This window comes from Halomonas sp. SIMBA_159, from assembly GCF_046536035.1.
GTDB classification, from domain to species: Bacteria; Pseudomonadota; Gammaproteobacteria; order Pseudomonadales; family Halomonadaceae; genus Vreelandella; species Vreelandella venusta_A.
Genome location: NZ_JAWJBT010000014.1, coordinates 41,888 through 54,398 on the forward strand (window position 1 = coordinate 41,888; position 12,511 = coordinate 54,398).

Genomic DNA, 12,511 nt, shown 5'->3' on the forward strand with positions numbered 1-12,511 from the left:
ATAAGCCAAATGAGGTTGCCATGCCACGCCCGGAACTGCTCGAACAGATTTACACTATTGTGGATCAGATTCCGGCGGGGCGAGTCACCACCTATGGGCGCATTGCCAAGATGACCGAAGGAGCTACGGCGCGCATGGTGGGGTCCGCTATGCGTCGTTTGCCCGATGGCCACCAGTTGCCTTGGCATCGTGTCATTGCGTCGACGTTAAAGCTGGCTGACCACGGCGGGGCGGTACGCCAGCATGAAAAGCTGCGCGCCGAGGGCGTAGCGTTTGATGCCAAAGGCAGAGTACCGCGCCACCTTGTTTGGCCGGATGAGTAGCTTTGTGGTGAGTGGTGATTTGTAAGTGGTGAATGTAGAGGTGTGAATAGAAAGCTGTGAATGGCAAAACGCCGCCCGGTGGGCGGCGTTTTTTATGCGCGGTGATGTTGGTCGACTGGCTTTTAGTCTTCCTGCTTGCTGCCAGACTTCCACGACCAGTCGCGCCAGCGCAGATCGAACAGATCTTTACGGCGGTCTTTTAGGTTGGTGACCGAGCCTTCGGCACGCACTACGGTTAGGCGGGTCAGGTCCAAGTCGGAGAAGAAGATCATCTCCGTATTGGGCGTGGTTTCAGCCAGCACCGCATCGTGGGGGAACGCGAAGTCTGACGGCGTGAACACTGCTGATTGAGCGTACTGGATATCCAGATTCTCGATGGAGGGGAGGTTGCCGACGCTGCCACAAATGACCACGTAGCACTCGTTCTCGATGGCGCGTGCCTGGGCACAGTGGCGCACTCGCAGGTAGCCGTTTTTGGTGTCGACCCAGAACGGTACGAAGAGAATATCCATATCCTGGTCGGCCAGCAGGCGGCCCAGCTCCGGGAATTCCACGTCGTAACAGATCAAAATGCCCACGCGGCCTGCGTCGGTATCGAAGACCTGCAGGTTATCGCCGCCTTCAATCACCCAGTCGCGGCGCTCTTGGGGGGTGATGTGTAGCTTCAGCTGCTTTTCTACTTCGCCATCCCGGTGGAACAGATACGCCACGTTGTAGAGGCGATCATCGTCACCCACCTCAATCATCGAGCCGCCGATGATGTTGATGTTGTAAGAGACCGCCATCCGCGACAGCTCGCTCTTGAAGCGGTCGGTAAAGCCCGCCAAAAAGCGAATGGCGGCCGTTTGGTCTTTCTGCGCGGCGCGGTCTTGCAGGCCCATCAGCGGGGTGGTGAACAGCTCCGGGAAAACGGCGAAGTCGCTTTGGTAATCCGACAGCGCGTCGACGAAGTATTCGATTTGCTGCAACGCCGCTTCGACAGAGGCAAATTCACGCATCTGCCACTGAACGGCACCGACACGCACCTGCGTCGGGCGAGTATCCAGTACGCTTTCAGCGGGTTCGAACAGGATGTTGTTCCACTCCAGCAGCGTGGCGTAGCCACGGGACTGCTCATCTTCCGGCAGGTACTTGCGCAGCAGACGCTTGACCTGAAAGTCGTTGGCGAGCTGGAACGACAGAATCGGATCGTAAATCTCTTTACGAGACACTTTGTCGATATATTGCGCCGGGTTTAATTCATGGGCGTGCTGATGGTACTCAGGGATTCGCCCACCCGCCAGAATGGCACGGAAGTTAAGCGAGCGGCACAGCTCTTTACGGGCTTCGTAAAGGCGGCGACCCAGGCGGTAGCCACGGTAGTCTGGGTGGATCAACACATCCAGCCCGTACATGGCGTCGCCATCCTGATCGTTCAGGATGATTTCACGATGGCCAATCAGGTCGTCGTACTTGTGCGGGTTGGAGAACTCGTCGTAATCCACCTGTACAGTGAGGGCAACACCGACCAGTACGCCATCGTCTTCAATGGCGATTTGGCCTTCAGGAAACTCCTGGATCAGCTTATCGATGGTGTGCTTAGGCCAAGCGCCACCAATATCGTGATACACCGCGTCCATCAGCGATTTCAGCTGGCCGTAGTCGTCGCTGGTAAGGTTACGCAGATTAAGGTGCAGTTCTTCTAGGGACATAGGTCAGGGGTTCCCATTCATTGAATGAAGTTGGCCTATTGTATCACTGCTGTACGCTTTGCGTTTTACGGGCGGCTGCCGCGCGTACCAACGGGCGTGTCAGCGTTTGCGCCATGATCACCCCGGCAAGGATTAACAGCCCACCCATAAAGTGGAACCCCGATACCTGTTCGCCCAGCAGCGCCATGGCAATCAGCGCGCTAAATAGCGGCATCAGGTTAATAAAAATACTCGCCTGGTTAGCGCCAATTTGGCGAACCGCCCGCATCCATAAAAATGTGGTGATTACCGAGGCAGGAATGCCTGCGTACAAGATTAGCCAGACGTTTTGCCCATCCACCGGCGTCATGGGGCCCATCAAGTAGGGCGGCAGCAGGAACAGTACGGCAAAGCAGACCTGGGCATAGAGCATCACCCATGGCGGCAGGTTCATCGACCAGCGCTTGAGCATCACGCCATAAAGCGCGTAGCAGGTAGCAGCAACGACCATCAGCGCATCGCCCTGGGCTACCTGTAATTGCAGCAGTGAAAGCGGGTTGCCGCGGCCCAATAGTACCGTCACACCGATAAACGCCAGCACGCCGCCCATGACGCCCCCTAGTGTTGGTGGCTCTTTTAAGATTAGCGCGCTTAACAGCACCGTTAGCAGCGGCACCATGGCCGCTAAAATGCCCATGTTGGTGGCGGTGGTGGTTTCAGCGGCGACATACGCCAGCCCCTGCCATAGGCCCATCCCTAACAGCCCGAGCAGAGCGAGCTTTGGCCAGTTACGCACGATCTCATCTTTGTGACGCAGTACGGCCGGCAGAACAAAAGGCGTCATTACGACGAGGGCGAGCAGCCAGCGTAAAAACGCGATACTGCTAGGAGCGATGGCATCTACCGAAAGCTGGTTGATGGTCATATTGCCGGACCATATCAGTACGGTGGCTAGCGGCGGTAAAAAGTAAATCAATGGCATAGCACATTCCCTAGATTCAATCCCTTATCGTTAGCCGGTTAATGTGACGCGCTTTGCCGCCAGGGGCAAGGGGGAAAGTAGTCGATATAGCGACCATCGTCTGGATAAAAAGGCGATACCGTTGCGTGGTAAAAGTCTGTACGTAGCCAGTGCTATGTCATACGCTTGTTTGAATGTGAGGGGCAAGCCATTGACCGCCCGCCGTACTAATAACAGTGAAGGAGCGCCGTGATGCACCAAGCGCCAGCTTATCCGCACCTATTTCGTCCAATAACCGTGGGGCATTTAACGCTGCCTAACCGCGTATTGATGGGGTCCATGCACACCAATTTAGAAGAAGCGCCGAATGGCTTTGAGCGCTTGGCAGCGTTCTATGCAGAGCGCGCGCGTGCAGGGGTAAGCCTGATTGTGACGGGTGGCATTGCGCCGAATGCCGAAGGAGCGGTATTTCAAGGTGCTAACGCGCTAACAGAGGCCTCACAAGTGGCGGAGCACCGCCATGTTGTCGACGCGGTACATGCCGCCGGTGGGCACCTATGCATGCAGATTTTGCACGCCGGGCGCTACGCTTACTCACCGGAGCTGGTGGCCCCTTCAGCGCTGCAAGCCCCCATCAACCCGTTCACGCCTCGGGCGCTTTCCAGTGAAGAGGTAGAGCAGCAAATTGCCGACTACGTGCGCTGTGCCACGCTCGCCCAGCAGGCGGGCTACGACGGCGTTGAGGTAATGGGCTCGGAAGGCTACTTGATCAACCAGTTTATCTGCCGCCGTACCAATCAGCGTGACGACGACTGGGGCGGCGATTTTGAGCGGCGTATGCGCTTCCCCGTTGAGATCGTCAAGCGTATTCGCCAAGCGGTTGGCGAGCGCTTCCTGCTGATCTTCCGCCTGTCGATGATTGATCTGGTGGAAGAGGGCAGCTCCTGGGGAGAAGTCGTACAGCTGGGCCAGGCCATTGAAGCCGCTGGCGCGAACGTCATCAATACCGGCATTGGCTGGCACGAGGCACGGGTGCCCACTATTGTTACCAGCGTGCCACGGGCGGCGTTTACCGAAGTCACCCGCCGCATTCGCGCGGCGCTATCGATTCCGCTGATTACCACCAACCGCATCAATATGCCGGAGGTGGCCGAGCGCGTACTGGCAGACGGCCATGCGGATATGGTGTCGATGGCGAGGCCGTTTTTGGCTGACCCGGAATGGGTGCGTAAAGCTGAGGCGGGTTTGTCGGATGAAATTAATACCTGCATCGCCTGTAACCAAGCCTGCTTGGATCACACCTTCATGGGCAAACTGACCTCTTGCTTGGTCAACCCCCGTGCCTGCCACGAAACCGAGATCACCCTGGTGCCTGCGCAAACGCCTAAGCGGGTAGCGGTGGTAGGCGGCGGCCCGGCGGGGCTTGCCACGGCGGTAGCGGCGGCCAGCCGTGGGCACGCTGTGGTGCTCTTTGAGCGGCGCAGCGAGCTGGGTGGGCAGTTTAACTACGCTCGCAAAATCCCCGGTAAGGAAGAGTTTAACGAAACTCTGCGCTACTTCCGCGTCATGCTCGAAAAGCACGCGGTGGACGTGCGCTTAAACACCGAAGCCACTGTAGACGCCCTAGCAGACTTTGACGAAATCGTGATTGCCACAGGGGTGGTGCCCCGTGAACTGGCGCTACCCGGGGCCGACCACCCCAGCGTGCTGAGCTATGCAGACGCCATTGAACAGCCTGAACGAGTAGGCAAGCGCGTGGCGGTGATTGGAGCGGGCGGCATTGGTTTTGATGTTTCGGAGCTGCTTTCTCACGAGGGGCACCCCGCCATGGAAGTGGCCGCATGGTGCGATGAGTGGGGCGTGGATTTAGCCGTGGGCGAGCGGGGCGGTTTGAAAGCACCGCAGCCACCTCGTTCACCGCGCAACATTGTGATGCTGCAGCGAAAAAGCTCTAAGCCGGGCAAAAACCTGGGCAAAACCACGGGTTGGGTGCATCGCGCTTCGTTAAAGCAGCGCGGCGTAGAAACGCTGACCGGCTGCGAGTATGTGCGCATCGACGATGCAGGCTTACACATTCGCCGCGAAGGGCAAGAGCAGGTGATTGAGGTGGACACCATCGTGGTGTGTGCAGGCCAAGAGTCGGTGCGCGACTTGATTGCTCCGCTGAGCCAAGCTCGCGGGAGTGTTCATGTGATTGGTGGCGCAGATGAAGCGGCCGAGCTGGATGCAAAGCGCGCTATTGATCAGGGCACTCGATTAGCGGCCTCGCTGTAACGCGCATAGGGGGCGTGACGTTAGCGCTAAAATGGCGATAGACTGATGGATCACCCTAACCACTAAGCCACGTTAGGGATTTAAGGCGCGGGTGGCACCCAGCCTGCGCCGCACGACCGCCAGACAAAAGGATTATCGTCATGCCCTCGGAGTGTACCCCACGATTTTTAGCCAGTGATAACACCTCCGGTATCTGCCCGGAGGCGATGCAGTACTTACTCGAAGCCAATCAGGCCGATGACTTAGCCTACGGCAATGACCGCTGGACCGCCCGCGCCGCTGACCGTTTTCGGGAAATGTTCGACTACGATTGCGACGTGTTTTTCGTGTTCAACGGCACTGCAGCCAACTCACTGGCGCTCTCCGCGATGGGGCGCAGCTACCATAGCGTGATTTGCCATGAGCTGGCGCATATTGAAACCGATGAGTGCGGCGGGCCGGAGTTTTTCTCCAACGGCGCCAAGCTGCTGACTTCACCAGGGGCGAACGGCAAACTCACGCCGCAAGGAATTGAAGCGCTGGTGACCAAGCGCAGCGATATCCACTACCCGAAACCGAAGGTGGTATCGCTTACTCAAGCCACCGAAGTGGGCACCGTTTACTCCCGCGAAGAGCTGCTGGCCATTCGCGCTATGGCGGATAAACACGACCTGCGCCTGCATATGGACGGTGCGCGGTTTGCTAATGCCTGCGCTAGTCTCAAAGCCTCGCCTGCTGAGTTGACCTGGCAAGTGGGCGTCGATGCACTGTGTTTCTCAGGCACTAAAAACGGCCTAGCATTTGGCGAAGCGATACTGTTTTTCAACCGTGAGCTGGCGGAAGACTTCTCCTACCGCTGCAAGCAGGCAGGGCAGCTGGCGTCGAAAATGCGCTATGTGTCAGCGCCGTGGCTGGGCCTCTTGGAAAGCGGTGCTTGGTTAACGAATGCCGAACATGCCAACGCCATGGCGCGCTACTTATCAGAAGGGCTACAAGCGCTGCCCGGCGTTTCGCTGATGTTCCCCACTCAAGCCAACAGCGTGTTCGTTGAATTACCCCCGCATGCGATCGAAGCGTTGAAAGCCAAAGGATGGACCTTCTATACCTTTATCGGTGCTGGAGGGGCGCGTTTTGTCTGCGCTTGGAACACAACCGTTGAATTGCTGGATCAGCTTTTGGCAGATGTGAAAACGGTGCTTGAGTAGCCGCACCGCTGCCTGCGCAGATGCTGCTTTTATGATTGTGAAACGCCACCGCTAAGGTGGCGTTTTGCGTTGTAGGAACGCCATAAATTCAACGCAACTAAACCTCTCCTCCTGTGCTCATAGGAGTATCTCAGCGGTTAGCTACGCTGCGTTGAAGGTTTAGTCATCACTTTTTGCTAATGCTGACTACGCTGATAGAGCGACACCTCAAATGGCACGCCGCATTGATGATTTCACTGGGCGGTCGCTGCTGGGGGATGGGCCACAGGAGAGTTCCATGAGCATCTTTGATCACGTTCAAGACCGTTTTGCCCGCGTTCAGCAAGAGGACATGAGCCTTGAGGAGTACTTGGCGCTTTGTCGCCGCGACCCTAAGGTGTATGCCAGCGCCGCCGAGCGCATGCTGGAAGCGATTGGCGAGCCTGAAGTGATCGACACGGCGAAAGACCCGCGTCTATCACGCATTTTTTCGAATAAGGTGATTCGCCGCTATCCCGCTTTCGCCGAGTTTCATGGGATGGAAGAGGCCATTGAGCAAATTGTGGCGTACTTCCGTCATGCCGCCCAGGGGCTTGAAGAGCGCAAGCAGATCCTTTACCTGCTTGGGCCGGTCGGTGGCGGTAAGTCATCGCTAGCCGAGCGTTTGAAGCTGTTAATGGAACGCATCCCGTTCTACGCCATTAAAGGCTCGCCAGTGTATGAGTCTCCGTTGGGGCTTTTCTCGCCGGAAGAGGACGGCGAGCTGCTGGAGCAAGAGTACGGCATTCCTGGCCGCTACCTGCGCAGCGTGATGTCACCCTGGGCGGCTAAGCGCTTAAAAGAGTACGGCGGCGATATTTCCCAGTTTCGCGTGGTGCGCCTCTACCCATCGCGGTTGAATCAAATTGCTATCTCCAAAACCGAGCCGGGGGATGAGAACAACCAGGATATCTCCTCATTAGTGGGTAAGGTGGATATTCGTCAGTTGGAGCTTTACTCCCAGGACGACCCGGATGCCTATAGCTTCTCAGGCGGGCTCTGCCGTGCCAACCAGGGGCTGATGGAGTTTGTGGAGATGTTTAAAGCACCCATCAAGGTGCTCCATCCGCTGCTAACGGCCACCCAAGAGGGTAACTACAACCCCACGGAAGGCATGGGCGCGATTCCCTTTGACGGCGTCATTCTGGCTCACTCCAACGAATCCGAATGGCAGGCGTTTCGCAATAACCGTAACAACGAGGCGTTTCTAGACCGCGTCTATATCGTCAAGGTGCCTTACTGCCTGCGGGTGTCGGAAGAGATCAAAATCTATCAAAAGTTGTTGGAAGACTCCTCGCTAAATGCAGCGCCCTGCGCGCCGGATACGCTGCGCATGCTGGCGCAGTTCTCGGTGCTGTCGCGGCTTAAAGTGCCGGAAAACTCCAGCATCTACTCCAAGATGCGGGTGTATGACGGCGAGAATTTAAAAGACACCGATCCACGCGCCAAATCGATTCAAGAGTATCGCGATGCGGCAGGGGTAGATGAAGGCATGCAAGGGCTTTCCACCCGCTTCGCGTTCAAAATTCTCTCCAAAGTGTTCAACTTCGACGGTACGGAAGTCGCGGCGAATCCGGTGCACCTGCTGTACGTGCTAGAGCAGGCGCTAGAGCGCGAGCAGCTGCCCTCGGAAGTGTTCGAGCGCTATTTAGGCTTTATCAAAGAGTTTATGGCTCCGCGCTATGTGGACTTTATCGGCAAGGAGATTCAGACCGCTTACCTGGAGTCCTACAGCGAGTACGGTCAGAATATTTTCGACCGCTATGTGACCTACGCCGACTTCTGGATTCAGGATCAAGAGTACCGCGACCCTGAAACCGGCGAGCTGCTTAACCGCCAGTCGCTGAATGAGGAGCTTGAGAAGATCGAGAAACCGGCGGGGATCTCCAACCCGAAAGACTTCCGCCATGAGGTGGTGAACTTTGTGCTGCGGGCGCGGGCACAAAACAACGGTATGAACCCCAGCTGGCAGTCTTACGAGAAGTTGAAAGGCGTTATTGAGCACAAGATGTTTGCCAATACCGAAGAGCTGTTGCCGGTGATCTCCTTTAACGCCAAAGCGTCGAAGTCGGATCAGAAAAAGCACGAGGACTTCGTGGCACGCATGGTGGACCGAGGCTATACCGAGAAACAGGTGCGGCTGCTGTCTGAATGGTACCTGCGCGTGCGTAAGTCACAGTAGCGGGCCGCCGTTAGGCCCGCACATTATAGCGCTGCGGCCAGGCGCTTAAGATCGAGGTGTTAAGGAGGTCGAATGACCTACTTTATTGATCGCAGACCTAACGCTAAGCATAAAAGCGCGGTCAATCGGCAGCGCTTTCTAGAGCGTTATCGCAAGCATATCAAGCGCTCGGTGGAGGAGGCGGTGAACCGCCGCTCTATCACCGATATGGAGCGCGGCGAGAAGATATCGATCCCCGCCAAAGATATCTCTGAGCCGGTGTTTCAACACGGCCCGGGCGGGGCGCGCAATATTGTCTCGCCGGGGAATAAGGAGTTTCTCCAGGGCGATAAAATTCGCCGCCCCGGCGGTCAAGGCGGTGGCGGTGGTGCCGGGGAGGGCGGCGCGTCGAATCAGGGCGAAGGCAGCGATGAGTTCGCGTTTACCCTCAGCCGCGAAGAGTTTTTGGAGTTTGTGTTTGACGGTTTGGAGTTGCCCCATTTGCAGCGCAAGCCACTCAAGTCACTAGAAGAAGTAAAAATGGTGCGGGCTGGGCTTGCGCGAGATGGCGTCCCATCGCGCATCAGTATTACCCGCTCAATGCGCGAAGCCTACGCACGGCGTATCGCCATGCGTGCGCCGATTAAGCGGGCCCTGAAGGAGGCCCAGGAAGCGTTAGCGGCAGAAGAGCGCAAAGACTCGGTGCTGCGCAACCCGGCGCGCATCGTGGAGCTAAAAGCGGAGATTGAGCGGCTGGAGAAGCGCATCGAGGCGGTTCCGTTTATCGATACCTACGACCTGCGCTACCACCAGTTGGCCGCTCAACCGCAGCCGTCTAGCCAGGCAGTGATGTTCTGTGTCATGGATGTGTCAGGCTCTATGACACAGAACCATAAAGATATCGCCAAGCGCTTCTTCTTGCTGCTTTACCTCTTTTTAGAAAAGCATTACGAGAAAGTGGAGCTGGTGTTTGTGCGTCACCATACCGCCGCCAGAGAGGTGAACGAGGAGGAGTTTTTCTACTCCCGAGAAACCGGGGGCACGATCGTTTCCAGCGCGCTGAATTTGGTCAATAAGATCATTGAAAAACGCTACCCCGCCGGGCAGTGGAATCTTTACGTGGCTCAGGCATCCGATGGCGATAATTGGGATGACGACTCCAATATCTGCCGCGATCTGCTGGTGAAGCAATTGATGCCTCAATTGCAATATTACGCCTACGTGGAAATCACGCCCCACGACCATCAGTCGCTATGGCATGAGTATGAAACCGTGGCTGCGCAGTTTCCAGAGCGGTTTGCCATGCGTCAGATTGTCGATGCTGGAGATATCTATCCTGTTTTTCGTGAGCTATTTAAGCGCCGCTTGAGCCAAGAGCGGTAGTGCGAGTTGAGGAGTGCGCCATGAGTGTAACCCGCAAGCCCATCGCCACTGGGTCGGACTGGAATTTCAGCGTGCTGGAGCGCTTCGATGAAGAGCTCGCTAGGCTCGCCGATGAGTATCGGCTGGATACCTACCCCAATCAAATCGAGGTTATCACCACCGAGCAGATGATGGATGCCTACGCGAGCGTTGGCATGCCGGTGGGCTATCATCACTGGTCGTTTGGCAAGCAGTTTTTAGCGGTGGAGCAGGCGTATAAGCGTGGGCAAATGGGGCTCGCTTACGAGTTGGTGATCAACTCCAACCCCTGCATCGCCTACCTGATGGAAGAGAACACCTTAATGATGCAGGTGTTGGTGATTGCCCACGCCTGCTATGGCCATAACTCCTTTTTCAAAGGCAATTACTTATTTCGTGCCTGGACCGACGCCGAATCGATTGTCGATTATCTGGTGTTTGCCCGTAAATATATTGCCCAGTGCGAAGAGCGCCACGGCGTGCACGCCGTTGAGCAACTGCTAGATGCGTGCCACGCGCTGCAGAACTACGGCGTTGACCGCTACAAGCGGCCCTCGCCTATCTCAGCGGAAGAGGAAGTTAAGCGCCAGGATGAGCGGGAAGCCTACCTGCAAACACAGGTGAACATGCTGTGGCGAACCATTCCTGAGGCACCTGCGGGCCTTGCCCCTTTGCCGGGCAGCCTGCGCAGCGAGGATGACCCGCTTGGCCTCCACAATGGCGGATGCTACCCCTCCGAACCGCAGGAAAATCTACTCTATTTCATCGAAAAAAATGCACCGCTACTGGCCCCTTGGCAGCGGGAGATTGTGCGTATCGTGCGTAAGCTGGCGCAGTATTTCTACCCTCAGCGGCAAACCCAGGTCATGAACGAAGGGTGGGCGTGCTTTTGGCACTACACGCTGATGAACCGGCTTTACGATGACGGCAAAGTCGATGAAGGCCTGATGCTGGAGTTTCTTCAGTCGCACGCGGCGGTGATTAATCAGCCGGGGTTCGATAGCCCTTATTACAGTGGCCTTAACCCCTACGCGTTGGGATTTGCCATCTTTAGGGATATTCAACGAATCTGCGAAGCACCCACGCAGGAGGACCGTGAATGGTTTCCGGATATTGCAGGCAGCCCTTGGCGCGAAACGCTTGAGTTTGCGATGCGTAACTTTAAGGATGAGTCCTTCATCCAGCAGTTTTTATCACCCAAGGTGATCCGGGACTTAAAGCTATTTTTAATTCTTGATGATGATCAGGCAGAGATGTTGGAAGTGGCCGCTATTCATGATGAGCGCGGGTACAAGCGGGTGCGTGAGGCGCTTTCAAGCCAGTATGCGTTATCAGTGCGCGAACCCAATATTCAGGTGGTAGAAGCCGCTATTCGTGGCGACCGTTCATTAACGCTGCATCATATTCAGGACCATCGTCGGCCGTTGGGCAGAAGTGTCTACCCCGTGATTCGCCATCTTCAGCAGCTATGGGGTTTTCCCGTGCATTTGGTGTCTATGGAGGAGGGTAAGGTCACTCGCCGCTACCACTGGCCGGTGGAGGATGAGAACAAAGAGGCCAGTTAGCGCATCATGCTAAAACAGAAACCCCGCGCAGTGCGCGGGGTTTCTGTTTCATGGGATTGACCAAGCGCTTGGTTACGCTTTGGCTGTCCACGACTGGCACCAGCCTTCGGGGGCAACACTGTTTTCCGGGAAGAGCTGGCAGCCTTCTGTGTCTGCATTGAAGAACATGCAGTTAGAGCAGAGTTCGCCCTCTTCATAGGCGGGGTGGTCGCTGGCTTCGCTGGCCACTTCAACATAGTTGAGCGCCTGGGCGGTGGGCGAAGAGGGATCCAGACGCGGCAGTTCCTGGGCAAAAGCAGTCTTCGACAGGATACCAGCACCAAACGGCAGGGCGGCGAGGCCTAGCACGCTGTTACGCATGAACTTACGACGGCTCTGATTAGCCATGGTGTCTCCTTATCGTCACGGTCTGACGTTTTGCTACGGTTGTCGGGTGGTGGTCCACCTCTTAATACTCCGACAAGTCTTATAAATCGGAGGTCTCTGGTACATGCTAGCGCATGCTCAAAATTAGTGCGAATAACCTTATAAATAGCGCGACAATTAGCCACGCTGACCAGCAGCGCTTGGCCGCACCAAGCAGGCTGCTATACTCGCTGCGTAGTGATTTCCACTAGAACGTTCTCAAAGAGGGTGCCATGCAAAACGCAGTGATCTTGATTAATACTGAAAAAGGCCAAGTGAAAGCCGTCGCTGAACGCTTAGCGGATGTCGAAGGCATTAGCGAAGTGTACTCCACCTGCGGCCGTTACGATTTAGTCGCGATTGCCCGCACGCGTGACTTCGAGAGCCTCGCTGAGCTGGTGACCGAGCGCCTCAACGCGGTGGAAGGTATCAGTGACACTGAAACGTTGAACGCCATGCAGGTCCACTCCCGCCACGACCTGGAAACTATGTTTTCAGTGGGTTGGTAATGCTCGCCGTCTCTTAAAAAGCGAGTGATTGAATAACGTT

10 protein-coding genes are annotated in these 12,511 nt (G+C 56.3%); 7 read left to right on the forward strand and 3 right to left on the reverse strand.

Annotated features, from left to right (window positions below; translation table 11 throughout):
• The first annotated feature begins 20 nt into the window (after positions 1 to 20).
• Positions 21 to 323, forward strand: a complete 303-nt coding sequence (locus R0J87_RS10695; protein WP_498886071.1) for an MGMT family protein — start codon at positions 21 to 23, stop codon at positions 321 to 323.
• Between the two features lie 122 nt (positions 324 to 445).
• Here the strand turns inward: R0J87_RS10695 and R0J87_RS10700 are convergent, their stop codons facing one another.
• Positions 446 to 2,014: a GNAT family N-acetyltransferase gene (locus R0J87_RS10700; RefSeq protein WP_498886072.1), complete on the reverse strand. Its 1,569-nt coding sequence runs from the start codon at positions 2,012 to 2,014 to the stop codon at positions 446 to 448.
• Between the two features lie 43 nt (positions 2,015 to 2,057).
• Complete coding sequence (locus R0J87_RS10705; protein WP_404463448.1) at positions 2,058 to 2,975, reverse strand: DMT family transporter; 918 nt, start codon at positions 2,973 to 2,975, stop codon at positions 2,058 to 2,060.
• Positions 2,976 to 3,206: 231 nt separating this feature from the next.
• Between R0J87_RS10705 and R0J87_RS10710 the strand changes: the two genes are divergently transcribed.
• From R0J87_RS10710 to R0J87_RS10730, 5 genes are all read left to right on the forward strand, one after another.
• Positions 3,207 to 5,228, forward strand: coding sequence for an FAD-dependent oxidoreductase (locus tag R0J87_RS10710; protein ID WP_498886074.1), 2,022 nt, complete (start codon positions 3,207 to 3,209; stop codon positions 5,226 to 5,228).
• Between the two features lie 140 nt (positions 5,229 to 5,368).
• A complete protein-coding gene (locus R0J87_RS10715) occupies positions 5,369 to 6,412 on the forward strand; it encodes a threonine aldolase family protein (protein WP_404342699.1) in 1,044 nt (347 codons plus the stop codon).
• Positions 6,413 to 6,689: 277 nt separating this feature from the next.
• Positions 6,690 to 8,612 carry a PrkA family serine protein kinase gene (locus R0J87_RS10720; RefSeq protein WP_404342697.1) on the forward strand — a complete coding sequence of 641 codons (1,923 nt, stop codon included), beginning with the start codon at positions 6,690 to 6,692 and terminating at the stop codon, positions 8,610 to 8,612.
• 72 nt (positions 8,613 to 8,684) lie between these two features.
• Positions 8,685 to 9,974: a YeaH/YhbH family protein gene (locus R0J87_RS10725; RefSeq protein ID WP_404342695.1), complete on the forward strand. Its 1,290-nt coding sequence runs from the start codon at positions 8,685 to 8,687 to the stop codon at positions 9,972 to 9,974.
• A gap of 20 nt (positions 9,975 to 9,994) precedes the next feature.
• Positions 9,995 to 11,557 carry a SpoVR family protein gene (locus tag R0J87_RS10730; RefSeq protein ID WP_404342693.1) on the forward strand — a complete coding sequence of 521 codons (1,563 nt, stop codon included), beginning with the start codon at positions 9,995 to 9,997 and terminating at the stop codon, positions 11,555 to 11,557.
• A gap of 72 nt (positions 11,558 to 11,629) precedes the next feature.
• Here the strand turns inward: R0J87_RS10730 and R0J87_RS10735 are convergent, their stop codons facing one another.
• A complete protein-coding gene (locus R0J87_RS10735; protein ID WP_311064937.1) occupies positions 11,630 to 11,944 on the reverse strand; it encodes a high-potential iron-sulfur protein in 315 nt (104 codons plus the stop codon).
• Positions 11,945 to 12,195: 251 nt separating this feature from the next.
• Between R0J87_RS10735 and R0J87_RS10740 the strand changes: the two genes are divergently transcribed.
• Entirely contained in the window at positions 12,196 to 12,471 is a 276-nt protein-coding gene (locus tag R0J87_RS10740) for an Lrp/AsnC family transcriptional regulator (RefSeq protein WP_009097150.1), read from the forward strand.
• The last annotated feature ends 40 nt before the right edge of the window (positions 12,472 to 12,511 follow it).